Genomic DNA, 26504 nt, shown 5'->3' with positions numbered 1-26504 from the left:
GCCCGGCGCCCTCCTGATCCCGGGGAAGCTTGCATCCCTAACAGATGCTGAACAACCAATCTCGAATTTGAGCGAGAGCTTAAAATTGGTCCTTACGGCAGTCTGCTAGCGTAGGCGGAGCTGAGGGAATACACATGTTTCAACTGCATGGACGGCTCGAACCCACGTCTTTTCGGCGCGCGGCCGCGTGGCGGATCGGATTGTTCTTCGCTTCGATTGTCGGGCTGCCCTTTCTACTTTGGGGCCTAGCGTGGATAACGGGGTGCGGCAGCACTCCCGGCGGCTGCGATGCCTTGGGCGTCGTGACCGTGATTGTTTTCAAGCCATTCGTTTTTTTGATATTCGTCGCGTCACTCGCCGGCATATCGCTGCGCCGTGCCCGCGATGCAGGACTTCCGGCTATCGCGGGCCTCTTCATTCCCATCATGATGGTTGGCGACAGCGCCTTCGGGGTGCTCGGCGCGACCCCGTTCAGCTATCGCTTCTCGGGCGGAGCCATCTGGGGCATCCCCGGACCGCTCTACGCGATTTTCACGCTGCTGTGCATCGCGCTGCTGTCGCTTATGCCGTCGGCTCCCTTGTGTTCTTGGAGGGCTGACAAGCGATCGCGCGCCGAGCTCGTTGCGCTCACGGTGCTCGCGGCGCTGCTTTGCCTTTGCGCGATCCTGCACATGATCCGGACCGTCCCGACGTTTTTCATCATCGCGGTGCACGCTCCCGGATTTCAGACCGTGATGCAGTTCGTGGGTCTGGCGCCGTATCTGATGGCGGCCTTCCTCGCTGTTGCGTCGTTCGTCGTCGTTCGAGCCCGCAGCGCCCCGCAAATGGGATTCGAGAGCGGAGCGGAAGAGATCGAGACCGGCGAGCAGAGATCGACCCCACCCGGGCTCCAATGGTGTTTCCTCGCCGGCACGATCGTAACAGGCCTCGCGCTTCTCTTCGGGGAAGGCCCGGAGAAGGCGCTCTCGCCGATCGGCTTCATCGTCACGTTTACGTGGATAGTTCTGCCGACGTACGTGCTCTACACGATGCCGATCCTGGCGTTATGGAGGCTTGTCTCCCGCCCAAATATCGCAACGGCCGCCCTCGTCGTGCTCGCGCTCGGACCATTTGCGTTGTGGCTCGCCGCCTACGAAGCGGCGAAGGAGCATGACCCTCGGGAGCGGACGGAGCTGGCAGCCATCGCGAAAGTTGCGCCGCCCCATCCTACGCCCGATACCATCCTCTACGAGGACCGCACGCGCGCCCGATTGGAGCGCATTCTCGAACTGACAGGAGCTAAGCGCGTCATCCTCAGGGAGAACGGCGACCGGCGCCTCATGCTTTACGCGGGCAAGCAGCAGCATGGAACACGCGAGTTCACCGAGGTGACGGAGTTGCCGGCCGAATACCTGCATCTGATCGTCGGACGCGGAAGCTCCTTCGCCAAGGATCGCCAAATTTACTGGGGTGACGGCGGTCCCTTCGAGCTCCGCCACGTGACGCCCGGCAACAGCACGCTGATCGGCGCCTGGTATCGGGAGTTCTACCGGAAGCCGGTCATGCCACCCGTGCTGACGACCCAGGGGTGGTACGCCCCTTCGAACACCGTGACCACGACCCAAAGCGACAACGCACTCGATGATTTCGTGCGCCGCACGCTGAGAACAGAGCAGCGAGCCTCGGCGCTGGACTGAGACACGTCGAGCGGTCGCGCTGAAAAAGCCCGACGTTGATCCTCTCGCACGTCCTGTGCTTCATATGCAGGAGCAGAACGCGAAGAGCGCCGACCAGGAAGCCGTTCTCAAGTGAAGTGCTGAAGTCCGCTCAGGGTCACAATCGTCGGTTGGTAACCACCCGACGGATCTTCGCGCCGTCCAGCTCTTGCTCGGGCATTCAAAGATCGAGAGCACGGTAAGGTACCTCGGCATCGAGGTCGACGATGCAATCGAGATTGCTGAGAAGATCGAAATCTGACGGCAGCGCTACCCTCATAAGCAGACTTGGTCGGCGAGTGCACGGGGGGGCGCCGACCGGCCAAGGCACCAATGTCGGCTTTTGGGACGAACCGTCTAAGCGGCCATGTCTGTGAAGGGCCATTAGCAGACGAAGAAGACGCTGCCTGCACTAGCAATACCGCTCGATCCCATCGCGCAATTACAGCGCCTTCCCGTGAAGTTCGCTTACCGATACAAATGGACACCAAACGCCTGGCCGGCCCGACACGCCGCCAGCGATGTGTGCGATGTTATTGTGTTGCAATTTTTTCCTGGATTGCCGTCGCGTTCGGCTCGCGAAGGCTAATTCATTGACGCAGATTGCATTTTTCACGTGGCGGCATCATTTTTTTTGTGTTGCAGGTGTGTGCCGTGGTCTAACGACTCGGGAGCATCCGCATTCTATGGTCGCCCTGGCGGCCAGAGCCATTTTTCTTGGAGCAGCATGACCACACGAGCATCGCGCCTAGATCGTATGCCAGATAGCGAACTGCTGCGTCTGCGGTTCTGCGACTTGCCGCTCCGGCTGAAGGGTTCCGTGATCGAGCAACGGGCGCACTCTGTGTTCGACGATCTGTCCGCGCGCGGCATCCGCTTCCGCCCCACCCTCTGGATCTCCGAGCAATGGTACAATCCCGACGAGGTCGTTGGGTTCGCCGTGCCGTTCTATCTGCTGCATCCGCGTTTGATCCGCCTCGAGCGCAAGATGATGCTGGAAGCCGAAGGTGCGTCTCTGGAGGATGCACTAAGCATCGTACGGCATGAAACCGGACATGCGGTAGACGAGGCGTTTCAGCTTCGCAAAATGAGCGAATATCGCAAGGTGTTCGGTTCGCCAAAACGGGCGTATCCGACGGACTACGTTGCGGACTCGGATAGCCGCGATTTCGTCCAGCATCTCAACGCGTGGTACGCGCAGTCGCACCCGGTCGAGGATTTTGCCGAGACGTTCGCCGTGTGGCTTCGCTCCAAGAACGGCTGGCGCCGGAAGTACCGCGATTGGCCGGCTTATGAGAAATTGTGCGCGGTCGATGCATGGATGCGCGATCTCCGTGACGTCGAACCTCAGATAAAGCCACGGCGGATTGCGAACGAATTGAAGGAATCCACGCGGACGCTCGCCGAGCACTATGAAGAAAAGCGGGAGTTTTACGCCATAGACGCCGAAGACGAATTCGATGGCGTGCTACAGCGGATCTTCGAGGCGAGCGGCACCGGAAGTCGCGCGCGCGGGAACATGTCGGCAGCGGCCCTGCTGGCAGAACACCGGACGCGGCTGCGCAGGCGTACAGCGAAGCCGCTCGGGGTTCCGGCCTACGTCGTCGATCAGGTGTTGCGCCAACTCGCTCATCGAGCGCGCATTTTGAAGCTGAGACAGACGCGTCCGAAGGCGGAAACGGTCAGGAGGGTTTTGCGACTCGTTTCCCGCGCGACCGTCTCTATAATTCGGAACAGCCCGAGACTACCGCTATGATTACGATCAAGAGATCCAAGAAAAAGCTGACGGTCGTTCTTCTGGCCGACGAGCGATTGCTGCCGAACGGGGACATGAACGACCTCAGCGGCAAAGAGCGGATGCTGCGGAAAACCGAATACGACGTCAAACAAGCCATTGAGTCGCTCGGTCATACTCTCGTGCTGGTTGGGATCTCGAATGATCTCTCGACGATCACCAACGCACTCGAAGCCCACAAACCGGATATCGTTTTCAACCTCGCCGAGGAGTTCAACCACGTCGGGCACTTCGATCAGCACGTCGTCAGCTTCCTGGAGATGCTTCGTCAGCCTTACACCGGCTGCAACCCTCGCGGCCTCACGCTCGCCCGCGACAAGGCCCTGACCAAGAAAATCCTCGCCTACGACGGGATGAAGGTGCCGGAGTTCGCCATCTTCCCCATGAGGCGCACCACAAAGCGTCCCAGCACCTTGGCGTTTCCGCTCTTCGTCAAGTCGCTGACAGAAGAGGGCTCGATCGGGATCTCGGGGGCGTCGATCGTGCGCGACGACGTCAAACTGATGGAGCGCGTGGACTTCATACATCGCACCGCATCATCGGCGGCGCTGGCCGAGGAGTACATCGAAGGCCGGGAAATCTATGTCAGCATGATGGGCAACGAGCGCGTGACGGTATTGCCACCGTGGGAGTTCTTCGTCGAGAACCGGCCTGCGGGATCACCGTTAATCGCGACGGGCCGCGGCAAATGGGATCCGGACTATCAGGATCAGGCTGGCGTGATGACAGGCCCGGCCGAGATCAGTGAAAAACTTGCCGCGAAATTGCAGAAGCTGTCGCGCGACATCTATCGGCTGCTTGGCCTCAGCGGTTACGCGCGGCTGGACTTTCGCGTCACGGATGGCGAGGAGGCTTATCTTCTCGAAGCCAACCCCAATCCGCAGATCGCCTCGGACGAGGACTTCGCCAGTGCGGCGGAGGCCGCGGGCATCGAATACCCTGAGTTGATCGAACGGCTTATTCGCTTCGGAATGAGCTACGATCCCGAACGCATGATCATTTGATAAAAGTGGCATCGGCCGCGCGGGTTGTCCGTGGCGCAGCGCTCGGGTCGCTAAGGTCCCATGTGCAGACATCCGCGATGACCAAAGCCCGCGCGAACAGCGCCTGAAACCGCAAATCGGGCGTCTCAAGCCGGAGACCTGAGCCGTCGGGGTTGGCGCGAATGCATCCCGACGGAGATGGGGGATGACCGTTTCCGGGACGATCGGGTATATCATCGGTGCCCGCAACCGCCCGCCGGCCTATCCTTGCAGAGAACTGTCTATGGTCCTAAAGCCCAGAAGTGCGGTCGCATCAGCTCTCGCGGTTGCCATGCGAGACGTCGGTCTCAGTTCCAAAACGGTGATTCGCATCGGCTTCCTGGCGCCCCTGACGGGTGCGCTGAAGTCTTGGGCGGTTCCGGGCCTCAACGGTGCGATGATCTGGATCGATCGCATCAACAGCACCGGAGGTCTGAAAGTCGGCAACCGGAAGTACATGATCGAACTCATTCAGTTCGACACGATGTATCAACCGAAGCTGGCTCTGCAAGGCGCGCGCAAGCTCATTCTCGAAGACGGGGTGAAGTTGCTGCTGATGATCGGCGGTGACGATATTTCCCCCGAGGTGCGAAGGCTCGTCAGCCAATATCGGATGCTGGTCGCCACGCTACTGCCGAGCGACCTCTCGCCGGATAGCCCGACCCTGGTTGCGCCGAGCGAGGTGCATCCTCTTTACAACGTCACCGGCGTGGACTGGCTTCGCCGCACCAAGCCCCATCTGAAGACGGCAGCGATGTGCGCCCAACGCGATTTGTTGGGGTTGCCGTCGATTGCAACCTATCGCGCGGCCTTCGAGGCGGCGGGAATCGAGCTTGTGGCGGAATGCCTGTTCGACCCCGACATGGAAGACTTCGGGACAATTGTGGAGCGGTTGATGGCCGCTTCACCCGACATCCTCTGTTGGGACACCGTGTACGAGCCGTTCGTTCACGCCCTCACGATCGAAGCGTTCAACCGCGGCTTCAAAGGTCAGCTGCTCTCCTGTACGTGCGACAACTACCCGGAGCTCATCGAGCGAACCAGCCCGTCCTTCATGGAAGGGTTTGTATTTCAATTCCCGGATTTCGACGATCAGCGCCTCAACGAGCCGCAAATCAATTTTGATGACCCCAACGCCTTCTACGATGAATTCTGCAGGCGCTTCCCGGGCTCGTGGAGCGCCGTGTCCTGGGAATATGCCTCCACCCTCGAACTCTGGAAATCAGCCGTACAGCGGGCTCGAACGTTCGAGCCGTTCTCCGTGCTGTCGATGATGAAGGTGGGCGGAGTTGGCCACCATGCCTTCGGCGAGGCGATATGGTGGGGCAAGGACCTCTTCGGCATCGACAATGCCCTCGTCGGCGATTGGCCCGTCGTGGCCATCGTGGACGGACGTGCGCGCATCCAAGATTTTGTATCGATGCAGGATTGGTGGGCGAAGCACAAAGCGGTGCTGGTCAGACACCTGCGCTCCCTCGATTTGATGTGGGATCAGCGCGAATCCCTTGCGTCGTCGACGTAGGGCTGGCCGCGTCTTCCGATCACGACTCGTAGATCATCGTCTCATGCGTGCTCGAGACATGCAGCGTGATCAGCTCAACGGCCGTCTCGACGTTTCTGCGTTCGATCGCATTGTACAGCGAGCGAAACAGGTGCTGGTTGTTGCGGATCCTTGCCGGCGTCAGCATCTCGCGGCGGCTTGCGGCCCACTGCGGGTGCCGCCGAACCTCGTGCAAAATGGCGTACATCGCGACGATCAGAGAATTGTGCGTGCCGCGGGCGATGATCATCATGAACCCTTCCTCGAGCGCCGCGAAGGTGTCCGCCTCAGTCACCACCGTCTCGAGCATGGCGACCTGCTGCGCCAGCTCGGCGATATCGCGTGACGACATGTAGATGGTGGCCAGCCGCACCATCTCCGGCTCGATGATCGAGCCGGCGATGTTCATCGCGAACGGCGATGCTGTTTCGGCCAGCTGGCTTATCGTTGGATATCCGGCGGACGTCACGGTGGAGGCAGCGACGGCCTCCGCAGGCGCGGGCGCTTGGTAGCTGACGAATGTCCCGCTGCCCGGCTTTCGTACGACCACATCGTAGGCCGCAAGAAAGTCGAGGGCATGCCGAATGGTCGCGCGCGATTGCTTGAACTCTTCGGCGAGGTCGCGTTCGGCGGGAATGCGCGTTCCGTAGGGGTACTGCGACAAGGCAATTCGATCGAAGATTTTGGTCGCGATCTCCTTCACCTGAAGAGGCACGAAGGGGTGTCTCGTGACATCTGTGAGCCAGGGTAGCTGCATGCTCGATCCTTTGTTCGCCTTAGCGTCTGTGGGCCGCCTGGGAGATTGAGTGACCCGCACAAGGCGGTGCCAACAGCGCTGCCAGTCTCACTGCGCAGTCGAGTCGTGTCCAGAAATCCAGGGGTGGTTTTGCTGCCTCGACGATCCGGTTGAATGTCTTTGTCTTCGCTTCATGGAGCGACGCGCGCGCAATCCCAGAGTCTTCATCGCGTTCTGATAGGAGAGCCATCTCCGCGCAGGACGCGCCAAAGGCCTGCGTGAGACAGGTTCGAAGGTCCCGAATGCGATCCGCAAGCACGGCCGTGCTGAGGTTCAAGCCCGCCTGAAGACTATTGAAACGGGCAATCTCCCGTCCCGCTTGGCACAGCTGCACGTAGCGTTTGCGCCGGAGCCGCGTGAAGGACTCCGTATCGCGCGCGGCAAGTCTGAAGTGGAACGATGAACTCGTCGTCGCGACGGGCAGCTCTCGCGTTTCGATCGTCGCAGCCACAGCGCGCCAACAGTCTTCGGACGCGAGGAAAGCGGCCCGGGCGGCAGCGGAGCGATGCAAGAGAACGTTGCCCACAGCCGCGTTGGAGAGCGCAACAGCAGCTACCGCGTCGCCATGCGGGTGCTCGCCAAGCAGATCGCACGCCTCGACCCAAGTCCGGGCGGCGGCTTCGCTCTGTCCCTTGGCCATGAAACAGAAGGCATCGAGCGTCGTGCCTGCCCAGACATGCGTCAGCCGCTCACATTTCGTGGCTTCCATGGCGATTTTCCACGTCGAACGGCCAAGCCCGTAAGATCCGAATGTATCAGAACAAATTTATATTTCAACCTATTCAAACCAATTAAAACCAAAGTAGTCTCGCAATGCAGCATACTGCGTAAGCCTATAAAATAACGTTTTTTTCCGTATTTCAGCCCACAAATTGGGCGGACTGGCCAAATTTTCGGGCTTGCTCGCATAGCAGGCCTGCGTAAAATGGACACATCTGGAAACCGGTGGTTTATATTGGTTCAAACTGGTTCATCCGGGGACTTGGTTGTGGGGGACCGCAACGGAGCGAACGACACGGAGAACGAGAAGCCGCATTTTTCAGGAGCTGCGCCGATGGCCGTACCGGGAACGCTTGCAGTGGATGGGAGGGCAGACGCCGCCTCTTCCAGTCAACTCATCAGGGCAATCGATTGGAGGGGAGCATTCTGGGTCGCCAGCGGCGTTCCCGCCCTTGTCCTCTTTTCCATCGGCGGGATCGCCGGCGTGGCGGGAAAGCTCGCCTTTCTCGTCTGGTTCGTTTCGATGATCATGGGACTGATCCAGTCCTTCACCTACGCCGAGATCGCCGGTCTGTTCCCGAACAAGTCCGGCGGCGCCTCGATCTACGGCGCGGCGGCTTGGGTGCGCTACTCCAAGATTATCGCCCCGCTATCCGTGTGGTGTAATTGGTTTGCTTGGACACCCGTGCTGTCGCTCGGGTGTTCCATTGCCGCGGCCTATATCCTCAACGCGCTTGCACCGGTGCCGCCGGCCGATTCCGCGCAAGTCGCGGCATGGATCAGTGCTCATGCCTCGTCTATCGCCGCGGACTCTCCCCGCGTCGCTGAGTGGCTCACCGCCAACCAGGGCAAAGCCGCGGCAGATGCCATCGGCGCGCTTTTGTCGGCTGACGCGATCGCCGCGCTGACGCCCGCCGTCCGCAACTGGACTCTGTTCCATGGGACGCTGGGACCGGTAGCGTTCTCGTTCAATGCCGCCTTCTTCATCGGCGCGGTGCTCATGCTGGTCACCTTCGCCATTCAGCATCGCGGCATTCTCGGCACCGCGAGCGTTCAAAAGTTCATCGGCCTCGCCGTGATCATCCCTATGTTCATCGTCGGGATCGTTCCCATCCTCACAGGCCAGATCGATTGGTCGAACTATACGCCGCTGACGCCACTCAAGGCGGCCTACGCCCCCGAGATGGGTGCATGGGATGTCGCGGGCTGGACGCTGATCCTCGGCGCCATGTTTATCGCCGCCTGGTCGACGTACGGCTTTGAAACGGCGATCTGCTACACCAGCGAGTTCCGTGACCCGGGCCGCGATACCTTCAAGGCCATCTTCTATTCGGGCCTGCTGTGCCTCGCTCTGTTCACGCTCGTCCCCTTCACCTTCCAAGGTGTGCTGGGCCTCGAAGGCATGCTCGCGCCGTCCATTGTCGATGGATCGGGTGTGGCTGAAGCCATGGGCACCATGGTCGGTCACGGCGGCTGGATCACCAGTCTCCTCGTCATGATGATGATCCTGGCGTTGATGCTGTGCCTGATGACCGCCATGGCAGGCTCATCGCGCACGCTGTATCAGGGCTCGCGCGACGGCTGGTTGCCGAAGTACCTGAGCCACGTCAATTCACATGGCGCACCCACGGCAGCCATGTGGACGGATTTGCTCGTCAACTTGGGGATCCTCGCGATCGCTTGCGCTGACGCGACGAGCTTCTTCTTCATCCTCGCCGTTTCCAACTGCGGCTACATCATCTTCAACTTCCTCAATCTGAACTCGGGCTGGATCCACCGCATCGACAACGCGGATGTTCCCCGTCCGTGGCGGGCGCCGACGTGGGTGCTTGCCGCCGGAACGATCCTGGCGTTCGTGAACGCAGTGTTCATGGGTGCGGGCGCCAAGGTCTGGAATCCGATTGCGCTTTGGGCCGGGCTTGGAACGGCAGCGCTCATCATCCCGGTGTTCTTGTTCCGCCACTACGTGCAGGACAAGGGTGTTTTCCCGGCGCACATGCTGAGCGATCTCGGGCTGACCCAGGCCGACGTCGGTCGCCGCAAGGCGGGCATGCTGCCCTACCTCACGCTCATCGCCGGACTTGCTGTGGTGCTGATTTCGAACTGGTTCTTCCAGCTTCCCGCGTAGCCGCCAGGCCACTGGGCGGACCGAGGCAACGGCCTCGGTCCGCCCAGTAAGCAAAACGTTCAGCCAAAACACGTTCGTGCTAGCGAAAATGGAAAACTCACATGAGTAAGAGACAGTCCGCCCTCAACGATCGCCACATTGCCTTGGGTGCCGACCTAGGCGTCGTTTCGTGGAATGGAATGCCGATTCCCCAGAACTATCGCACCGATCCTTATGATGAGACGGCGGCAGTGCGCTATCGCGCCGGCTTGTTCGATGTCTCCGCGCTGCGGATGATCAACGTGTCGGGAAAGGATGCACTCGCCTTCCTCAATCACGTGCTGACATCGGACATTTCCAAAGCGAAGCCCGGTGACTCGCACATCTCCAACATCGTCGACGAGAACGGCGCGTTGATCGACGACGTCATCGTCTATGTCGATGGACCGGCCGAGTTCCGGATTTCGCATGGCGGCGGCAATCTCGATAAAGCCTTCGCGGCCGAAGCCGGCAAGTACGAGGTCAAGGTCGAGGCCGACAACGACGTTCATATCCTCTCGCTGCAGGGTCCGCTGTCCCTGGAAATCCTGGCGCCGCATACGCCGCTCGATCTGTCGGCGCTACCCTATTTCCATCATGCCAAGTCGAAGCTGTTCGGCAAGGACGTTCGTCTCGCCCGGGGCGGCTACTCGGCCGAGCGTGGCTATGAGGTGTTCTGCTCGTCGAAGGACGCGCCGTTCCTGTGGGACGAGATTCTGAAAGTGGGCAAGGACAAAGGTGTCATGCCGGTGTCGTGGGCGTGTCTCGACATCGTTCGCGTCGAGGGCGGCCTGCTCTTTTTCCCCTACGACATGACCCACGGCGACACGACGCCATGGGAGGTCCGCGCCGACTGGAGCATCGATCTCAAGAAGCCGGACTTCATCGGCAAGAGCGCGCTCGCCGCCAAGAAGGGCAAGGAACGCTCCCTCATCACCGGCCTGGAAGTCATCGCCGACAAGGCCATCGCGCCCGGCGCGAAAGTCATGGCCGGCGGCAAGCAGGTCGGGGTCATTACCAGCACCACGTACAGCCAGCACCTGATGAAGTCGCTGGCGATGGCCCAGATCGAGCCGTCCCATACCAGGATCGGCACCGAGCTCAAGATTGCCGACGACCGCGAGTGGTCCGCAACCGTGGTGCAGATGCCGTTCTACGATCCACTGCGCCGCCGCACGCATCCCGAAGGCGCATCCGCGTAAACCCGCCTCGCGCCACAACACAAGACGTGAAGTGCACTCGATAAATCCGAGCGAAAGGGAAATATTATGAGACAACGCATTGCAATCATCGGTGCAGGACCAAGCGGCCTCGCTGTTCTCCGTGCGTTCGAAAGCGCCCGCAAAAAAGGGGCGGAGATTCCAGAGATCGTCTGCTACGAGCGGCAGAGCGACTACGGCGGCTTGTGGAATTACACGTGGCGCACGGGCATCGATACGTTCGGCGAGCCTGTTCACGGCAGCATGTACCGTTATCTCTGGTCGAACGGTCCCAAGGAATGCCTTGAGTTCGCCGACTACTCTTTCGAGGAGCATTTCGGCCGGCCGATCCCATCGTATCCGCCGCGTGCCGTTCTCCATGACTACATCAAGGGCCGCATCGATCGCAGCGGGATCACGCACTACATTCAGCTCAACCACGCAGTGCGTTGGGTGACGTACGACGCCGACAGCGAAAAGTTCTCGGTCGCGGTCAAGGACCTGACGACGGACGAACTGTCGACCTCGGAATTCGACTACGTCTTCGTGGCATGCGGTCATTATTCGACGCCCATCACGCCGGAGTTTCCGGGTCTCAACAAATTCCTGGGGCGTACGCTCCATTCCCATGACTTCCGCTCCGCCGACGAATTCACCGGCAAGGATGTCTTGTGCATCGGTTCGAGTTATTCGTCCGAGGACATCGGCATTCAGTGCTACAAGTACGGCGCTAAGTCCGTCACGTTCTGCTGGCGCACGAAGCCGATGGGGTTCAAGTGGCCAGAGTCGCTTGACGAGCGCGAGCTCCTCGAAAAAGTCGAAGGCAAGACCTGCTACTTCAAGGACGGCACGAAGAAAGATTTCGACGCCATCATCCTTTGCACCGGCTACTCCAATCACTTCCCGTTCCTGGATGATGCGTTGCGCTTGAAGTCGCGCAATCGCCTCTATCCGCCGAACCTCTACAAGGGCATTTTCTGGTGGAACAATCCGAAGTGCATGTATATCGGCATTCAGGATCAGTACTACACGTTCAACATGTTCGACGCGGAAGCGTGGTACGCACGTGACGTCGTGCTTGGGCGGATCCAGCTTCCGAACCCCGGCGTCATGATGGACGACATCCAGAAATGGATCGCCTCCGAGGAGAGCGTCAAAGACGCTTTCGAGGCGATCGATTTTCAGACCGAGTTCGTTCGCGATCTCCTGAAGGAGACGGACTATCCGCGCCTCGATGTCGACGAGGTGGCAAGGATGTTCAAGGTGTGGGAACACCACAAGTCGGACAACATCCTCACCTACCGCGACCAGGCGTTCAAATCGACTCTGACCGGTACGTTGGCGCCCGTGCACCACACGCCGTGGCTCAGTGCGCTCGATGACTCGCTGGAGACGTTCCTCGACCAGCCGAGCAAGGCCGCGGCGGCCGAATAGTTGCACGGTTCACCGCTTCGATCTGGCCGCGCCGCGTGGCGCGGCCAGCGTACCTATTGTGCTGGAGATCAGGACAAATGACTGACGCCATTCTCACCTCACGCGCCCGGCCGAAGGTCTTCGTGGCCGGCAGTCCCTCTCTCGATCCGGGTGTTGAACGTTTCGTGCTGAAGGGAGGCGGAACAGCCGGCTTTGAACTCGACAAAGGCGATCGCATCGAACTCAGCCCGCTCGAAGGCGGCCAATCCGTCGAGGTGGTTGTCTTCGGTAGCGGCGGCAAGAGCGACCTCGCCGCCCTTGGCTTGGCGGGGAAAGCGAAGGCGACCGGCATTCAACAATGCCTTCAAGGCGACAGCGAAGACGCCGCACGCGTTCGCTTCGGACTGTATCGCCGTGGACTGGATATCGGCCGCGCTCATGCCGCGACGGTTCTGGGTCCGGAGTCCGTCGTAGGCGATCTGGTCAGATTTCAAGCCGAGAAATCCGTGTTTGTCGTTCTTGGCGCGCCCGCCACGCCGATGGTTGTTTGGGACCAGTCCCCCGCGACGGACGTGCTGGTCTTCATTCAGCGCGCCCATCCGCGCATGCTCGGTGACGTCAGCTTGCCCGATCCGATCGCCGAGCCCCGTTTGGACATTCGCGTGAACGTTGCCAGCGCCGAGAAGTTTGAAGTCTTCGAGGGCGAGTTCATCCAAATTATCGACGTGCAGGGCCGCCAGTGTTCGGACTTCCTGGCCTTCAATCGCAAGGCGCTCGATGAAGGGCGCACGCAAGGGCTCGATGCCGTCACGACGCGCACCCTCACCGGCGCCGCCTATCCCAAGCCGGGCCTCCACTCCAAATTCTACGACCAGGATCGCAATCCGCTGGTCGAGATCGTGCAGGATACGGTCGGCCGCCACGACACGTTCAATCTCGCGTGCACCACCCGCTATTACGAGGATATGGGCTATTTCGGCCATCCCAACTGTACGGAAAACTTCAATGTGCAGTTGAGGAACTATTCGATCGGCGACCACGCGGGCTGGCCGGCAATCAACTTCTTCTACAACACCAACGTCGACGCCCATAACAACATCTGGTCGGACGAGCCGTGGTCCCGGGCTGGCGATTATGTCGTCATGCGCGCGCTCGCCGATCTCGTTTGCGCGGCCTCATCGTGTCCCTCCGACATCGATCCTTCCAATGGCTGGCGCCTGACGGAAATCCAGGTCCGGGTCTACCCCAAAGACGCAACCTTCAAACGTTCGATCGGATACAGAATGACAGCTGATGCCGCCGTCCAATTCACCCGCGAATCCGGTTTCCATTCCCGCACGTCGGCATTGACGCGCAACTTCGGCGAATACCGCGGCTTCTGGGTGCCGCACTGCTTCGCCAACGCCGGGGCCATCGAGGAATACTGGGCATGCCGTGAACGCGCCGTCATTATGGACCTCTCGGCCCTGCGCAAGATGGAGGTGCTGGGCCCGGACGCCGAGGAGTTCCTGCAAGGCCTTGTGACGCGCGATGTCCGCAAGCTGTCGGTCGGTCAGGTGTTCTACACGACGATGTGCTACCCGCATGGCGGCATGGTGGATGACGGCACCTTGTTCCGATTGGGCGACAACAACTTCCGTTGGATTGGCGGCGATGACGCCAGCTTGATCTGGTTGAAGGAACAGGCGGCCAAGTCCAATTTCAACGTCCATCTGAAAACCGCGACGTCTGAGATCCACAACGTGGCGGTTCAGGGGCCGCGCTCCCGTGAAATCCTGCTGGAGATCATCCAGACCCCGCCCGGCCGGCCCACCATCCAGGAACTCGGACTGTTTCGCTTCACAACGGGGCGTATCGGCGGGCACGCGGGCACGCCCGTGCTGATCTCGCGGACCGGCTACACCGGAGAGCTGGGTTATGAGCTGTTCTGCCATCCCAAAGATGCAGCGACGGTGTGGGACGCGGTCATGGCGGCGGGGCAGCCGATGGGTATTCAGCCCTTCGGATTCGACGCGCTCGACATGGTTCGCATCGAATCCGGCCTTGTCTTTGGCGGCCACGATTTCGACTCCACCACCGATCCCTTCGAAGCGGGAATTGCCTTCACGGTGCCGCAGAAGAAGGAGGAGGACTACATCGGCAAGGCGGCGCTGGAGAAGCGTCGCGCCAATCCGCTGCGCAAGCTCGTCGGCCTGGAGATCGCCGGCAATGAAAAGCCGTCGCACGGCGACCCCGTTTACGTCGGGCGCGCAATGGTCGGTATCGTCACCAGCGCGATTCGATCGCCGCTCCTGAAAAAGACCTTGGCTTTCGGTCGGGTCGATGTTGCCCATTCAGAAATGGGTGGCGCGCTGGAAGTCGGGCGGCTCGATGGCATGCAAAAGCGGTTGAAGGCGACCGTCGTGCCATTCCCGTTCTACGACCCCGAGAAGAAGCGGGTGCGCATGTAGGTTTGGACACCCGTCCATTCAGTCCAACACACAGCAGGAAGTAACGAGGATAACATGACGGATATTTGGTTCCGCGCCGGCGAAGCGACGGTATTGGCCGCCGAGGGTCAAGTCACCGACGCGATGCCTGAAATCGTGATCGGCTCCGTCAAGGGGCCGGTTGGCACAGCGTTCGCGTCGATGATGGGACAGACCGTCGGTCACACGCGGTTTTTCGTGATCCGTGATCTCAACCAGATGGTCCGGCCGGCGACAATGATGACCTCCAAGGTCACGATCACGAGCGAGGCCTACATCGGACTATTCGGCGGCGTCGTTCAGGCCGCGATCGGCGATGCGATCGTCGATTGCCTCAAGGAGGGCATTCTCCCGGCCGAGATCGCCAACGATGTCTGTATGATCATCACCGTTTGGCTCGATCCGCGTTGCGCCGACGACAAGAACCTCGACAAGAAGGATCTCTACCGCACGAACTACACGGCGGCAAAGATTGCCATCGGCCGTGCCATGAAGGGAGAGCCGACTGTCGAGGAACTGATCGCCAACCGGACCAAAATCTCCCACTACGCCCTTGAGGGCGTCCTCGACTAACGGCGCACGGAACCTCCCAGCACGTGCGCCTAGAGAGCGGCGAACTCCTCCCCCCTCGCCGCTCTCGTTTTTTTCTTCGGCGCTGCACAAATGCGCGATTGGCGGCGGCGGAGATACCCGAGAGCTTGATTGCCAGCGATCCCCGCTTAGATAGAATGGGTGGGCGCTGGACGACCTGCGCTAAGGCTCAAAAGGGGACGGCCCCATCTCATTTGGAGGTGGCAGCCATGCGCATCGACAACCCCACGACACCGCACCACTCGTTCTCTGCGAATTTGGTTGATCGGCATCGCGTGTCTCACGAGACGGCGCGCTCACCCGTTCGGGAGGTGAGCCATGCCGCATAGCGTTTATTTCAATGACTTGGCGTTCGTTGAGCCCCTCATTTTGCGCAACGTGACGCCAGCAGGCCCCGTCATAGCCAACTACGCGGACACCCCCGTCCGCGAGATTGTCCGCGACGAGTGGGGCAGATCGTATTGCTATGCCGGTGTAACCGCCCCGAACAATGGATCCTACGATCCGACGATGCTGCAAGACGGCGAATTTGTTTTGCCGCCCGGCATCATCTACCGGATGTTGGATACACAAAAAGGCGCGGTCCGGTGAGACCGTTGATCTGCCGCCATGCATCTGGCCGAGCGCGTTGAACCCGCGCTCGACAACTCTAAGCGCGCTGTTTGCCATCCCAGGCCAGCATCCCGAGACCGGCATCGCGACATCTCGTGCGAGGTCGCGCCGGTTACCGGGAACCTTTTCGACCGGTCTGCATCCAATCGGGCTATGAATTATCATCGTCCGGAGTGCACCCCATGCACAAGCATAAGCCAGAGCCGCTCGAAACGGCGTCCGACGCCGAACTTGTTTCCAGGGCGCTCGCGCGCGATCAATTGGCCGTGCGGACCCTCATACAACGCTACAACCGGCGTCTCTATCGTGCGGCGCGCAGCATCGTCGCGGATGACAGCGAGGCCGAAGACGTCCTGCAGGAGGCATACCTGCGAGCCTTCGCGGCACTCGGCACGTTCCGCGCCGAGTCCACATTGGCGACGTGGCTGACCCGCATCGTTCTCAACGAGGCGTTCCAGCGCGTGCGCCGCCGCATCGACATGCCGATTTCCGCCATTGGCCGCGATGGCCGCCAGATGCAGATGGCGGATGTCATTCCGTTTCCGGCTTCGTCCCGCCCAGCAATTGATCCGGAGCGCGCCATGGCGCAAACAGAGCTTTGCCGCATTGTCGAAAGCGCCATCGATGCGCTGCCGCAAGATTTCCGCGCCGTGCTCGTCGCACGCGTGGTCGAGGGAATGAGCGTCGAGGAAACGGCAGCGGCCTTCGATCTTTTGCCGGAAACCGTGAAGACCCGCCTGCATCGTGCGCGCAAGCTTCTCAAGGACGCGCTCGCGGAACACCTTGGACCGCACTTCGGCGACGTTTTCCCATTCGACGGAAAGCGCTGCGAGCGAATTACGGATGCCGTCGTGTGCCGCCTCGGCTTCTAGCGGGAACCTTTCTCCGCAACTCCCATCCAATGCTCCGTGAATGCAACAGGGCCGCGGGCCCAACGCACGGAGAACAACAATGCTGAGATTCCAGATGGTCGGCCTGGCTGCCGGTCTCGTCCTGTCGACGGCAATCGCCACCGCAGCCGACAAACCCTCAGATCCGCAGATCGCCCACATCGCCTATACGGCCGGCGATCTCGATATCAAGGCCGCGAAGCTCGCGCTCGAAAAATCCAAGAGCGAGACAGTGCGCGCCTTTGCAAGCGACATGGTGCGCGACCACCAGGCCGTGAACGACAAGGCGCTGGCCCTCGTCAAGAAGCTGGGCGTCACGCCCGAGGACAACGACACGAGCAAGGCGCTGGTCACGCAAGCCGAAACAAAGCACGGCGAACTTGTCAAGCTTTCGGGCGCGGCGTTCGACAAGGCTTACGTCGCCAACGAGGTCGCTTATCACAAGACGGTCAACGAGGCGCTCAAGACGACGCTCATCCCATCGTCCGGCAACGCTGAGCTCAAGAGCTTGCTGGAAACCGGTCTCAAGATTTTCGAGGGACACCTCCAGCACGCCGAGATGCTGGCGCGCGCAAGCCATTAGGGGAGGGACACATGCGTGGAGCCATGGGCGCGACACTCGCCGGACTGTTCCAGCTGGCGCTGGTTTTCCCATCTCAGGGCGGTGAATTGGTCCGGGTGAAAATAACGAACCTCGCCTTCGTGCCTGCGGACATCACTGTGCAGCCCGGCGATACGGTCGAATGGGTCAACGAGGATTTCATCGATCACACGGCAACGGAGACGTCCGAAGCCTGGGACGTGGCCATTCCCGCTGAGAAATCGGCCCAACTCCAATTCCCGCGCGCCGGAACCTTCTCCTACTACTGCCGGATCCATCCAGGAATGACGGGAACCGTTCATGTCATCGCCAAATAGCAGACGAACCGCCGACAAATGCGAGACCGTGACCTCGGGTTTTGCCAAGCCCACCCGCAACGAGGCCGAGGCCGCGTTCCGAACGATCATCCGGTGGGCGGGCGACGATCCCGTGCGCCCCGGATTGCTCGAGACGCCCGCCCGCGTCACGAGAGCATTCGAAGAGTTCTTCTCGGGCTACGCGCTCGACCCGGCGGCCATCTTGCGCAAGACCTTCGACGAGATCGACGGTTACGACGAGATGATCGTCTTGCGCGCCGTTCGCTTCGAAAGCCATTGCGAGCACCATCTCGCCCCGATCATCGGCCGCGCATGGGTCGGCTACATACCGGACGGCCGTGTGGTCGGCATCAGCAAACTCGCGCGCGTCGTCGATGCGTTTTCGAAGCGCCTGCAAATCCAGGAAAAAATGACGGCGCAGATCGCCAATACGCTCGACGAGGTCCTGCGGCCCAGAGGAGTGGGGGTCGTCATCCGCGCAACCCACGAATGCATGACGACGCGCGGCGTGCACAAGCCCGGGACGGAGCTCGTCACGACGCGTATGCTGGGGAGCTTCCGCGACGACCCGCAAGTGCGCCAGGAGTTCCTCGCGCTCGCCACCTGATACCGCGAGCGTGCAACCGCCACGACGGAGCATCACATGTCCAGCCAGAACGGAGCGCCCTCGGGGCCAGATTTGACGCTTGGCGTCGCCGTCACGGACCTCGTCGATGGCAAGCTGGTTGGCCATGTCGGAGAGCAGGACGTTCTCGTCGTGCATGTCGACGGCGCCGTCTATGCGGTCGATGCCCACTGCACGCACTATCAGGCGCCCCTCGGCGACGGCCTCGTGGTCGGCGCGCAAATCCGGTGCCCCTGGCATCACGCCTGTTTCGACGTGCGGACCGGCGAGGCCGTGCACGCCCCGGCCTTCAGCCCGTTGTCCTGCTGGATCGTGGACCAGCGCGACGGCCGCATCGTCGTGAAGGACAAGCACGAGCGCGCCCCGCAAATCCGGCAAGTCGCGACCGATACCCCCGCCCGGATCGTCATCATCGGCGGGGGAGCCGCCGGTTTCGCCGCGGCCGAGATGCTGCGGCGACGCGGATTTGCCGGCAGCATCGTCATGCTCAGCGACGACACCGCTCCGCCCGTCGATCGCCCGAACCTCTCCAAGGATTACCTCGCGGGTTCGGCTGAAGAGGATTGGCTGCCGCTGCGGCCCGACAATTTCTATGCCGATGCTCGCATCGATTTGCGCCTTGGGGCGAAAGTGACCGGACTGCGAACGGGGACGCGTGAGGTCGTCCTTGCGGAGGGCGCGGCGGTTCCCTACGACCGCCTTTTGCTTACGACGGGCGCTGAGCCTGTCCGGCTCACGATCCCCGGCGCGGACCTGCCCCACGTCCACACGCTGCGCAGTTTGTCCGATTGCCGCGCCATCATCGAGCACGCCAAGACAGCGAAGCGCGTCGTCGTCGTCGGTGCCAGCTTTATCGGTCTCGAGGTCGCCGCGAGCCTGCGCGCGCGCGGGCTAGAGGTGCATGTCGTGGCACCCGACAAGATCCCCATGCAGAAAATCCTGGGTTCCGAGATCGGCCGACTTGTGCGCGACATTCACGAGCAGCACGGCGTCATTTTTCATCTTGAGGATACCGCCGTCGAATTCGATGCCGGCGGTGCGATGCTGAAAAGCGGCGTCAAGCTGCAAGCCGACGTGATTGTCGCTGGCGTCGGCGTTCGCCCGCGTCTTTCGTTGGCCGAAGGCGGAGGCCTTGTCGTCGATCGCGGCGTGCTCGTGAATGCATACCTCGAAACGAGCATCGCCGGCATCTTTGCCGCCGGCGATATCGCGCGTTGGCCGGATCCGCATACGGGGCAGAACATTCGGGTCGAGCATTGGGTCGTCGCCGAACGCCAGGGGCAGACGGCGGCCCTCAATATGCTGGGGGAGCGGCAGGCCTTCGATGCCGTACCGTTCTTCTGGAGTCAGCATTACGATATGCAGATCAATTATGTCGGCCACGCCGAGCACTGGGACGAACTCTCGGTCGATGGCGACATCGGTGCCAAGGATTGCATCGTGCGCTATCGCAGCAACGGCCGCACGCTCGCAGTCGCGTCGATCAACCGCGATCTGGAATGCCTGAAGGCTGAGCTCGCACTCGAGCGCGCCGATCGGTCCTACGCCACCGTCGCTTCGTAGCATTGAAGATGGACGTTGACGATCTTGAGGAGCGGCGCGTCGATGCCGTGGTGCGTAGCCCGGCGCAACATATCGCCCAGGATGTGATCGGCCTCGGTCTGCCGCCCGCTCTGGACATCACGGAACATCGAGGACGTCTGCGTCGACCCCGGCTCGGTCAGCGTTTTTCTGTAGGCGGTCATCGAGGCTTCGTCGGGCGCAAAACCTTCCGCGCGCGCCACGGCCAGGCATTCGTCCAGCAGCTGGACGATGAAGCGCTCCCCATCCGCGCACGCCAGGATGGTCCCGATGCTGGCGCGCATCAGGCATGTCGCGCCGGCCAGCGTGGTCAGGAACACGAACTTGTTCCACAGGTCCTGCCGGATGTCGTGGCTCAGCCGGGCGTCGGTCTCGGCTTTGCTTAAGAGCGCGATCAGGCTTTCCGCCACCGGATCCGAATGCCCGGACACGGGCCCGACAATCGCGGAAAAGAACGGCGAGAGATGCGCGATGGTCCCATCGTCGCGGAGCGTGAGCGCGCCGTGTGCGACCCCGCCAAGCAGCTCCGCGTCGGGAAACCGCCGATGCATGGTCTCAAGTTGCGCGACACCATTCAGGAACGAGAGAATGCGGGTCGCGGGGCCGACGGCCGGCGCGATCGCCTCAAGGGCGTCGTCCAGCGCCGGGGATTTGCATGCGATGACGATGAGGTCCGGTGGAGGACCGCGATGGGGTGCGCTTGTCGTTCGCGCCGGCGTCGAGAAACTGCCGAGCGGGCTGTCGATGATCAAACCCTGCTCCGACAGGCGGTCCAGCCGTCGCCCGCGAGCCAGAAACACGACGTCGGCACCGGCCGTCTGGAGTTTGGCCCCGACGTACCCCCCAACCGCGCCCGCGCCCAGAATGAGGATCTTCATGGCGGGGGGAGCGAGGCCGGGTCATCGGCCCCGTGGTGAGGCTGCGGTTTCGTCATGGTGTCATGCCTCTCCGCGAGCGCGGGCCGCCCGTCGTGCGTTTTTCGGGTTCCGCCGGCGCTGGCTCGAACTGGTCGAGCAACTGCTGCAGAACCGGGCGTATCCCTTTCAACTCCTGAAGGTGCGCTGACGCGAGGCCTTTCATGAGCCGCTCCGCCGTGGCCGTGGGCTTCACGCAAACGCGCCGCGCATCTCGCGGGTCCTTGATCCGGGTCACGAAGTCATTTTTCTCAAGACGATTGACGAGCTCAACGGCGGTGTGGTGCCGGATCATCAACCGCTCGGCGATGTCGCCAATACCGAGGTCATTCCGGGCGCCCATGATTGCCAGCAGCGCCTGATATTGCTGTGGGCTGAGACCGGCACCACCCGCAGCCTGCTCGCTGAAAGCGAAAAAACGTCTCAGCGCGTGGCGGAAGTCTGCGAGGGCCTCATAGCTAGTCCTTGCAAACTTGCCCTGTGCAGCGGCTTTCGCCATGGTGCCCTCTTGATCTATCGTGTTACGATATAGTATCCTGCGCGGCGGATCCATCGCCGACTGGCGGTCGGCTTCGTTTGCGGCTGACGTGAGATGCGACGCATATGACAAAACGGAAAGATCCACAAACGGTCGCGGCGCGAAATGGAATTGCGTCGGATACCGCCTTCGGCGCGGTGGTCCCGCCGATCTACCTTTCGACGACCTATTCCTTCGAAGGCTTCGAGCGCGCGCGCGCCCACGACTATTCCCGCACCTCAAATCCGACGCGATCGCTCTTGGCCGAGACTCTGGCGGAGCTGGAAGGCGGGCAGGGGGCGGTTGTCGTCTCGTCGGGAATGGCGGCGGTCGATCTCGCGTTCAGTCAGCTCAGGTCCCATGACCTTCTCGTCGCACCGCATGATTGCTACGGAGGAACGCACCGCCTCCTCTCCGCGCGCCGCGACCTCAAGCATTTCGACGTGATGTTCGCCGACCTGGGAGATCCAGAGCAATTGGATGCGGCCTTCGCCGCGTCGCCTACCATGGTGCTGATCGAGACGCCCAGCAATCCCTTGATGCGGGTGGTCGATATCCGGCACATCACCAAACGCGCCCGGGAGAGCGGGGCAAAAGTCGTAGTGGACAACACCTTCCTGTCCCCCGCGCTGCAACGGCCTCTTCTTCTGGGCGCGCACTACGTCGTCCATTCGACGACAAAGTACCTCAATGGGCATTCGGATGTCGTGGGAGGTGCGGTTGTTTGCCAGGATAAGGCGGATGCCGATGTCCTGGCTGCATGGGCGAATATGGTCGGGGTCACGGGCTCCGCGTTCGACTCCTATCTGACCATTCGGGGGATCAGGACGCTTTTTCCGCGCGTGGCGCAACAGCAGCAGACCGCGCTCGCCATTGCCAAGTACCTCGAAGGTTGCCCGGCGGTCGCGAAGGTTCACTACCCCGGGCTGCCGTCTCATTCAGGGCACGCTATTGCCAAGGCCCAGCAAAGCGGCTTCGGCGCGATGCTGAGCTTCGAGCTCACCGGCGGGATAGAACCCGTCCGCCGTTTCGTGGAGGCGGTGCAGGTATTCACGCTCGCCGAGTCGCTCGGCGGGGTGGAGAGCCTCGTGGCGCACCCCGCGACGATGACTCACGCAGGCATGGATGCGGATGCGCGACGCTCCGCCGGCATCACCGACGGCCTTTTGCGGATTTCGGTGGGCCTCGAGGCGGAAAGCGACCTGATCGAAGATCTAGAAGGTGCGCTCGACGCCGCGGCGGAAGCGAGAGAAGCACATGCCTCGTAGGGGGGACATGGAGCGGCTGAGAAGGAGGAGGACGATCATGCTATTCGACCCCAGCAAACAAGATCTTGAACGCAAAGCCGGAGCGTCCGAGATCGAGCCCGTCAAAGTGCTCATTTTCCACGGCATCCTCGTTGCCGGTTTCCTGGCCGTGCATTTTGGTGTTGCACCGTTGTGGTAGTGAGCAGGCGTCTAAAGCCTGAGGTGCGCGAAGAAATCGATGCCGGTCCTTCGTTGGTTGTGGATCGACGTGTCATTCTGGAGGGCAAATCAGCTAACGACCGGGAAGCTGCAAGGATTGGGCTCCACGCTGAGGATTTGCTGCGCGGCGATGTTTCATGCTAAGGCGCTGCGCCTCTGATAGAGCGACCGGATGTCCGAAGCAGAAATCACACTGTCCATTCTCATAATCGATGAGAACCGGTTGCGCGCCGCGGTCATCGAGGATGGGCTGCGCGACGCGGGCTACACAAAGCTGACCATCGTGCATGACGTCGCCGGCATTGCGCGCCGCATTGCCGACCTCTCGCCGGACGTCATCGTCATCGATCTCGAGAACCCCAATCGCGACGTGTTGGAGAGCATGTTCCAGCTTTCGCGCGTCGTGAAGCGGCCTATTGCGATGTTCGTCGACCGCTCCGACCAGGCGGCGATCGAAGCGGCGGTGGAGGCGGGCGTCTCGGCCTACGTCGTCGACGGACTGAAGCGCGAGCGCGTCAAGCCGATCCTCGACATGGCCATCAGCCGCTTCAATGCATTCGCGCGCATGTCGCGCGAGTTGGAAGAGGCGCGATCCCAGCTCGAGAGCCGTAAGCTCGTCGACCGCGCCAAGGGCATCCTGATGAAGACGCGCGGCTTGCCGGAAGCGGAAGCCTACGCGCTTCTGCGCAAGACGGCCATGAATCAGAACCGCAAGATTTCCGAGATTGCCGAGAGCTTGATCACGGCCGCCGGCCTGTTGGCTCCGCCGGAGGACACATGAGCGAGCGCCGTTCATACGAGGTCGTCGCCGGCTTCATGCCATTGCTCGACAGCGCAGTTCTGGTTGTCGCGAAGGAGAAGGGTTTCGCGGCCACGGAAGGAATCGATCTCACACTCGTGCGCGAAACCTCGTGGGCCAACATCCGCGACCGCATGGCTGTCGGGCATTTCCAAGTCGCGCACATGCTGGCTCCTATGCCGATTGCGGCGAACCTCGGCCTCGCACCGCTCGCGACGAAGACGATCGCGCCGATCGCGCTCGGTCTCGGTGGCAACGCAATCACGGTTTCGAATGCGCTGTGGGGCCGCATGTGCGCGCAGGGTGCCGAAGCCGGGCTCGACCCCGCTGTTGCGGGGCGCGCTTTGCGAGGCGTGATCACGAACCAGGAGGGCACGCGGGAAGCGGCCTTGCGCTTCGCCGTCGTCCATCCCTTCTCCGGACACAACTACGAACTCCGCTATTGGCTTGCAGCCTGCGGAATCGACCCCGAGCGGGACGTCGAGATCGTGTTCGTGCCGCCGCCTCTGATGGCCGACGCGCTCGCGAGCGGTTCGATCGATGGCTATTGCGTCGGTGAGCCCTGGAGCACCGCCGCGACAAAGGCGAGCATCGGCCACATCGTGACCGTCAAGGCTGCGCTCTGGCGCTCGAGCCCGGAGAAGGTGCTGGGTGTCGCGGCCAATTGGGCCGAACGCGAGCCGGACGCTCTCGCCGCATTGCTGCGCGCCCTGTGCCGCTCCGCGCAGTGGTGCGGTGCGACCCAGAACCATCGCGAGCTTGCGGAGATCCTGGCCGCGCGGGCGGTCATCGACCGTACCGCTGAGTGGATGCTGCACGGCCTCTCGGGCGCGCTCGATGTCGGCGGCGGAGAAATCCAGCAGGTGCAGGACTTCTTCGTGCCGTTCGCCAAGGCGGCGACGTTTCCCTGGAAGAGCCACGCGCTCTGGTTCTATTCGCAGATGGTGCGGTGGGGACAGGTCGCGCACACGCCTGAGAACGTCGCGATCACGCGCGAAACGTATCGGCCGGACGTCTACCGCAGCGCCTTGAAGCCGCTCGGCATCGCGCTTCCCGCGGCGAACGCCAAAGTGGAAGGCGCGCTCGTCGCGCCAACGCCGGTCGGTTCGGCGGGAGCAAGTCTGATGCTCGGCCCGGATGGATTCTTCGATGGCGCGCTGTTCGATCCCGACCGGCTCGACGCCTACATCGACGCCCAGAAGCGCTGAGGGGCCTCTGCGTGCGCTGCACAAATTTTGTGCCGCTGAAGCGTGTTTTGTCTATTCTTTGGACTTGCCGATGATCCGTCGGCGCGCGTAAGACTCCGATATCAGGTCGTTTCTGAGAAATGCTGCAGCGCCAAAGATTGGCGCGGGCGGCTCAGGAACGGCTCCGGTGCCCAACGATGGGCGCCCATCAGGCAAAGCTGCCGTTCAAGCCATTGCGCACTGCGCAGGGGTTTGGCCGGCAGCTTTTTTTTTGGCTGTTTCAGCAGGAGGCCGATCGATGCAACTGGGGATGTCGAGCGCGGAGGGACGCGCTTTGTGGATGTCGACCCTGGCTTTCACGGTGTGTTTTGCCGTGTGGACGATCTTTTCGATCATTGGCGTGCGCATCAAGGACGAGTTGGGACTGTCCGAAACCGAATTCGGATTGCTGATCGGCACGCCGATCCTGTCCGGTTCGCTGTCACGCATTTTTCTCGGCATCTGGACCGACCGCTTCGGCGGCCGCGTCGTCTTCACCGTCACGATGCTCGCCACAAGCGCGGCGACCCTGCTGCTGGCATTCGCCACCACGTATTCTCAAATGCTGGTGGCAGCCCTCGGCGTCGGACTCGCCGGCGGGTCGTTTGCCATCGGCGTCGCCTACGTGTCACGCTTTTACCCGCAGCAGCAGCAGGGCACGGCGCTCGGCATCTTCGGCGTCGGCAACGTCGGCGCCGCTGTCACCAAATTCGCCGCGCCGTTCGTCCTCCTCGCATGGGGCTGGCAGACGGTCGCCGTGATCTGGGCCGTCGTGCTGGCCGTCATGGCGCTGACGTTCTTCGTCACCACTGTGGATGATCCGGTGCTTCTCGAACGGCGTCAATCGGGTGCGGCCGCGAAGCCGTTCATGCTCGAGCTGTCCGCGTTGCGCGATCCGCGTGTCTGGCGCTTCGCGTTCTACTACTTCTTCGTGTTCGGGGCGTTCGTCGCCCTCGCGCTCTGGCTGCCGCGCTATTTGATCGGCGTCTACGGCTTCGATATCGCCACGGCCGGCATGATTGGCGCTCTCTATTCGATCCCGGCAAGCGTCTTCCGGGCCTATGGCGGCGTGCTCTCCGACCGTATCGGCGCGCGCAGCGTGATGTACTGGAGCCTGGCCGTCTCGGCGGTCGCGACCCTCGTCCTGTCTCTGCCGCCGACCAGCTACGTCGTGCGGGGCATCAAGGGCGATATCTCTTCGCACTTCGAGATCGGTGTCGGCGCCTTCATCGTCGCGACCTTCGTGCTCGGCTTCTTCATGAGCCTCGGCAAGGCCGCGGTGTTCAAGCACATCGCCTCCTATTACCCCAACAACGTCGGTGCGGTCGGCGGCCTCGTCGGAATGATCGGCGGGCTGGGTGGCTTCGTGCTGCCGATCGCTTTCGGTGCGCTCAACGATCTCACGGGCGTCTGGTCGAGCTGCTTCATGCTCCTGTTCGTCATTGTTGCGGGCCTGCTGGTGTGGATGGACGTCACCGTCCGCCGCCTGCAGCCGGGCGGCTCCAGGGCGGAACAAAGCCTGTCGCGTCAATCCGTCGTCGCAGCCGAATAGCGAGCAAGGAGGCACCGCAC

At 61.8% G+C, this 26504-nt stretch carries 25 protein-coding genes and 1 pseudogene; 21 read left to right on the top strand and 5 right to left on the bottom strand.

What is annotated here, in order from left to right:
- Nucleotides 1–302: 302 nt before the first annotated feature.
- From ACTIFK_RS01960 to ACTIFK_RS01940, 5 genes and pseudogenes are all read left to right on the top strand, one after another.
- Nucleotides 303–1676, top strand: coding sequence for a hypothetical protein (locus ACTIFK_RS01960; protein WP_439541354.1), 1374 nt, complete (start codon nucleotides 303–305; stop codon nucleotides 1674–1676).
- Nucleotides 1677–1842: 166 nt separating this feature from the next.
- A pseudogene (locus ACTIFK_RS01955) lies at nucleotides 1843–1956 on the top strand (integrase); the annotation flags it as partial.
- Between the two features lie 354 nt (nucleotides 1957–2310).
- On the top strand, nucleotides 2311–3450 hold the full coding sequence (locus ACTIFK_RS01950; protein ID WP_439541353.1) for a putative zinc-binding metallopeptidase: 1140 nt from the start codon (nucleotides 2311–2313) through the stop codon (nucleotides 3448–3450).
- Complete coding sequence (locus tag ACTIFK_RS01945) at nucleotides 3447–4493, top strand: D-alanine--D-alanine ligase family protein (protein WP_439541352.1); 1047 nt, start codon at nucleotides 3447–3449, stop codon at nucleotides 4491–4493. Before ACTIFK_RS01950 ends, ACTIFK_RS01945 begins: the two co-directional genes overlap by 4 nt.
- Before the next feature lie 184 nt (nucleotides 4494–4677).
- Nucleotides 4678–6033 carry an ABC transporter substrate-binding protein gene (locus tag ACTIFK_RS01940; RefSeq protein ID WP_439541351.1) on the top strand — a complete coding sequence of 452 codons (1356 nt, stop codon included), beginning with the start codon at nucleotides 4678–4680 and terminating at the stop codon, nucleotides 6031–6033.
- A 19-nt stretch (nucleotides 6034–6052) separates the two neighbouring features.
- Here ACTIFK_RS01940 and ACTIFK_RS01935 read toward each other — a convergent pair whose 3' ends face one another.
- Together ACTIFK_RS01935 and ACTIFK_RS01930 are read right to left on the bottom strand one after the other, a co-directional pair.
- Complete coding sequence (locus tag ACTIFK_RS01935) at nucleotides 6053–6766, bottom strand: FadR/GntR family transcriptional regulator (protein ID WP_439541350.1); 714 nt, start codon at nucleotides 6764–6766, stop codon at nucleotides 6053–6055.
- A gap of 61 nt (nucleotides 6767–6827) precedes the next feature.
- A complete protein-coding gene (locus tag ACTIFK_RS01930) occupies nucleotides 6828–7556 on the bottom strand; it encodes a hypothetical protein (protein WP_439541349.1) in 729 nt (242 codons plus the stop codon).
- A gap of 345 nt (nucleotides 7557–7901) precedes the next feature.
- On the opposite strand from ACTIFK_RS01930, the gene ACTIFK_RS01925 reads away from it, so the two are divergent.
- The 3 genes from ACTIFK_RS01925 to ACTIFK_RS01915 all read left to right on the top strand — a co-directional run bounded on the left by ACTIFK_RS01925 (nucleotide 7902) and on the right by ACTIFK_RS01915 (nucleotide 12346).
- Entirely contained in the window at nucleotides 7902–9695 is a 1794-nt protein-coding gene (locus tag ACTIFK_RS01925; RefSeq protein ID WP_439541348.1) for an APC family permease, read from the top strand.
- A gap of 101 nt (nucleotides 9696–9796) precedes the next feature.
- Nucleotides 9797–10915, top strand: coding sequence for an aminomethyltransferase family protein (locus ACTIFK_RS01920; RefSeq protein ID WP_439541347.1), 1119 nt, complete (start codon nucleotides 9797–9799; stop codon nucleotides 10913–10915).
- A 66-nt stretch (nucleotides 10916–10981) separates the two neighbouring features.
- A complete protein-coding gene (locus ACTIFK_RS01915) occupies nucleotides 10982–12346 on the top strand; it encodes an NAD(P)-binding domain-containing protein (protein ID WP_439541346.1) in 1365 nt (454 codons plus the stop codon).
- Between the two features lie 98 nt (nucleotides 12347–12444).
- Here ACTIFK_RS01915 and ACTIFK_RS01910 read toward each other — a convergent pair whose 3' ends face one another.
- Nucleotides 12445–12924 carry a hypothetical protein gene (locus ACTIFK_RS01910; RefSeq protein WP_439541345.1) on the bottom strand — a complete coding sequence of 160 codons (480 nt, stop codon included), beginning with the start codon at nucleotides 12922–12924 and terminating at the stop codon, nucleotides 12445–12447.
- Between ACTIFK_RS01910 and ACTIFK_RS01905 the strand changes: the two genes are divergently transcribed.
- The 8 genes from ACTIFK_RS01905 (at nucleotide 12898) to ACTIFK_RS01870 (ending at nucleotide 19992) form a co-directional block, all read left to right on the top strand.
- Entirely contained in the window at nucleotides 12898–14775 is a 1878-nt protein-coding gene (locus ACTIFK_RS01905) for a DUF1989 domain-containing protein (RefSeq protein ID WP_439541344.1), read from the top strand. The genes ACTIFK_RS01910 and ACTIFK_RS01905 overlap by 27 nt on opposite strands.
- Before the next feature lie 54 nt (nucleotides 14776–14829).
- A complete protein-coding gene (locus ACTIFK_RS01900) occupies nucleotides 14830–15366 on the top strand; it encodes a formaldehyde-activating enzyme (protein WP_439541343.1) in 537 nt (178 codons plus the stop codon).
- A 336-nt stretch (nucleotides 15367–15702) separates the two neighbouring features.
- Entirely contained in the window at nucleotides 15703–15975 is a 273-nt protein-coding gene (locus tag ACTIFK_RS01895) for a hypothetical protein (RefSeq protein WP_439541342.1), read from the top strand.
- 203 nt (nucleotides 15976–16178) lie between these two features.
- Complete coding sequence (locus ACTIFK_RS01890) at nucleotides 16179–16868, top strand: RNA polymerase sigma factor (RefSeq protein ID WP_439541341.1); 690 nt, start codon at nucleotides 16179–16181, stop codon at nucleotides 16866–16868.
- Nucleotides 16869–16947: 79 nt separating this feature from the next.
- Entirely contained in the window at nucleotides 16948–17469 is a 522-nt protein-coding gene (locus ACTIFK_RS01885) for a DUF4142 domain-containing protein (RefSeq protein ID WP_439541340.1), read from the top strand.
- Between the two features lie 11 nt (nucleotides 17470–17480).
- Nucleotides 17481–17804, top strand: a complete 324-nt coding sequence (locus ACTIFK_RS01880; protein WP_439541339.1) for a plastocyanin/azurin family copper-binding protein — start codon at nucleotides 17481–17483, stop codon at nucleotides 17802–17804.
- Nucleotides 17788–18411, top strand: coding sequence for a GTP cyclohydrolase I FolE (folE, locus tag ACTIFK_RS01875; RefSeq protein ID WP_439541338.1), 624 nt, complete (start codon nucleotides 17788–17790; stop codon nucleotides 18409–18411). Before ACTIFK_RS01880 ends, folE begins: the two co-directional genes overlap by 17 nt.
- A gap of 36 nt (nucleotides 18412–18447) precedes the next feature.
- Complete coding sequence (locus ACTIFK_RS01870; RefSeq protein WP_439541337.1) at nucleotides 18448–19992, top strand: FAD-dependent oxidoreductase; 1545 nt, start codon at nucleotides 18448–18450, stop codon at nucleotides 19990–19992.
- Here ACTIFK_RS01870 and ACTIFK_RS01865 read toward each other — a convergent pair.
- Nucleotides 19971–20888 carry a ketopantoate reductase family protein gene (locus tag ACTIFK_RS01865; protein WP_439541336.1) on the bottom strand — a complete coding sequence of 306 codons (918 nt, stop codon included), beginning with the start codon at nucleotides 20886–20888 and terminating at the stop codon, nucleotides 19971–19973. The two genes, ACTIFK_RS01870 and ACTIFK_RS01865, sit on opposite strands and share 22 nt — an antisense overlap.
- Nucleotides 20889–20940: 52 nt before the next feature.
- Nucleotides 20941–21423: a MarR family winged helix-turn-helix transcriptional regulator gene (locus ACTIFK_RS01860; protein ID WP_439541335.1), complete on the bottom strand. Its 483-nt coding sequence runs from the start codon at nucleotides 21421–21423 to the stop codon at nucleotides 20941–20943.
- A 104-nt stretch (nucleotides 21424–21527) separates the two neighbouring features.
- On the opposite strand from ACTIFK_RS01860, the gene metB reads away from it, so the two are divergent.
- The 5 genes from metB to ACTIFK_RS01835 all read left to right on the top strand — a co-directional run bounded on the left by metB (nucleotide 21528) and on the right by ACTIFK_RS01835 (nucleotide 26484).
- On the top strand, nucleotides 21528–22709 hold the full coding sequence (metB, locus tag ACTIFK_RS01855) for a cystathionine gamma-synthase (RefSeq protein WP_439541334.1): 1182 nt from the start codon (nucleotides 21528–21530) through the stop codon (nucleotides 22707–22709).
- A 37-nt stretch (nucleotides 22710–22746) separates the two neighbouring features.
- A complete protein-coding gene (locus ACTIFK_RS01850) occupies nucleotides 22747–22887 on the top strand; it encodes a hypothetical protein (RefSeq protein ID WP_439541333.1) in 141 nt (46 codons plus the stop codon).
- Nucleotides 22888–23079: 192 nt separating this feature from the next.
- Complete coding sequence (locus ACTIFK_RS01845) at nucleotides 23080–23688, top strand: ANTAR domain-containing response regulator (RefSeq protein WP_439541332.1); 609 nt, start codon at nucleotides 23080–23082, stop codon at nucleotides 23686–23688.
- Nucleotides 23685–24914 carry a CmpA/NrtA family ABC transporter substrate-binding protein gene (locus ACTIFK_RS01840; protein ID WP_439541331.1) on the top strand — a complete coding sequence of 410 codons (1230 nt, stop codon included), beginning with the start codon at nucleotides 23685–23687 and terminating at the stop codon, nucleotides 24912–24914. The genes ACTIFK_RS01845 and ACTIFK_RS01840 overlap by 4 nt, the downstream gene beginning before the upstream one ends.
- 277 nt (nucleotides 24915–25191) lie before the next feature.
- Nucleotides 25192–26484, top strand: coding sequence for an MFS transporter (locus ACTIFK_RS01835; protein WP_439541330.1), 1293 nt, complete (start codon nucleotides 25192–25194; stop codon nucleotides 26482–26484).
- The last annotated feature ends 20 nt before the right edge of the window (nucleotides 26485–26504 follow it).

The sequence above is a fragment of the Hyphomicrobium sp. genome (assembly GCF_051860585.1).
Lineage (GTDB): Bacteria > Pseudomonadota > Alphaproteobacteria > Rhizobiales > Hyphomicrobiaceae > Hyphomicrobium_C.
This window is presented reverse-complemented; position numbering and strand designations above follow the sequence as displayed.

What these genes read in the sequence shown, in the direction of transcription:
- ACTIFK_RS01945 (WP_439541352.1), top strand. Translation starts at nt 3,447, where the DNA reads ATGATTACGATCAAGAGATCCAAGAAAAAGCTGACGGTCGTTCTTCTG.
- ACTIFK_RS01940 (WP_439541351.1), top strand. Translation starts at nt 4,678, where the DNA reads ATGACCGTTTCCGGGACGATCGGGTATATCATCGGTGCCCGCAACCGC.
- ACTIFK_RS01930 (WP_439541349.1), bottom strand. Translation starts at nt 7,556, where the DNA reads ATGGAAGCCACGAAATGTGAGCGGCTGACGCATGTCTGGGCAGGCACG.
- ACTIFK_RS01925 (WP_439541348.1), top strand. Translation starts at nt 7,902, where the DNA reads ATGGCCGTACCGGGAACGCTTGCAGTGGATGGGAGGGCAGACGCCGCC.
- ACTIFK_RS01920 (WP_439541347.1), top strand. Translation starts at nt 9,797, where the DNA reads ATGAGTAAGAGACAGTCCGCCCTCAACGATCGCCACATTGCCTTGGGT.
- ACTIFK_RS01915 (WP_439541346.1), top strand. Translation starts at nt 10,982, where the DNA reads ATGAGACAACGCATTGCAATCATCGGTGCAGGACCAAGCGGCCTCGCT.
- ACTIFK_RS01910 (WP_439541345.1), bottom strand. Translation starts at nt 12,924, where the DNA reads ATGGGCGCGCTGAATGAAGACCAGCACGTCCGTCGCGGGGGACTGGTC.
- ACTIFK_RS01900 (WP_439541343.1), top strand. Translation starts at nt 14,830, where the DNA reads ATGACGGATATTTGGTTCCGCGCCGGCGAAGCGACGGTATTGGCCGCC.
- ACTIFK_RS01895 (WP_439541342.1), top strand. Translation starts at nt 15,703, where the DNA reads ATGCCGCATAGCGTTTATTTCAATGACTTGGCGTTCGTTGAGCCCCTC.
- ACTIFK_RS01890 (WP_439541341.1), top strand. Translation starts at nt 16,179, where the DNA reads ATGCACAAGCATAAGCCAGAGCCGCTCGAAACGGCGTCCGACGCCGAA.
- ACTIFK_RS01885 (WP_439541340.1), top strand. Translation starts at nt 16,948, where the DNA reads ATGCTGAGATTCCAGATGGTCGGCCTGGCTGCCGGTCTCGTCCTGTCG.
- ACTIFK_RS01880 (WP_439541339.1), top strand. Translation starts at nt 17,481, where the DNA reads ATGCGTGGAGCCATGGGCGCGACACTCGCCGGACTGTTCCAGCTGGCG.
- folE (WP_439541338.1), top strand. Translation starts at nt 17,788, where the DNA reads ATGTCATCGCCAAATAGCAGACGAACCGCCGACAAATGCGAGACCGTG.
- ACTIFK_RS01870 (WP_439541337.1), top strand. Translation starts at nt 18,448, where the DNA reads ATGTCCAGCCAGAACGGAGCGCCCTCGGGGCCAGATTTGACGCTTGGC.
- ACTIFK_RS01865 (WP_439541336.1), bottom strand. Translation starts at nt 20,888, where the DNA reads ATGAAGATCCTCATTCTGGGCGCGGGCGCGGTTGGGGGGTACGTCGGG.
- ACTIFK_RS01860 (WP_439541335.1), bottom strand. Translation starts at nt 21,423, where the DNA reads ATGGCGAAAGCCGCTGCACAGGGCAAGTTTGCAAGGACTAGCTATGAG.
- metB (WP_439541334.1), top strand. Translation starts at nt 21,528, where the DNA reads ATGACAAAACGGAAAGATCCACAAACGGTCGCGGCGCGAAATGGAATT.
- ACTIFK_RS01850 (WP_439541333.1), top strand. Translation starts at nt 22,747, where the DNA reads ATGCTATTCGACCCCAGCAAACAAGATCTTGAACGCAAAGCCGGAGCG.
- ACTIFK_RS01845 (WP_439541332.1), top strand. Translation starts at nt 23,080, where the DNA reads ATGTCCGAAGCAGAAATCACACTGTCCATTCTCATAATCGATGAGAAC.
- ACTIFK_RS01840 (WP_439541331.1), top strand. Translation starts at nt 23,685, where the DNA reads ATGAGCGAGCGCCGTTCATACGAGGTCGTCGCCGGCTTCATGCCATTG.
- ACTIFK_RS01835 (WP_439541330.1), top strand. Translation starts at nt 25,192, where the DNA reads ATGCAACTGGGGATGTCGAGCGCGGAGGGACGCGCTTTGTGGATGTCG.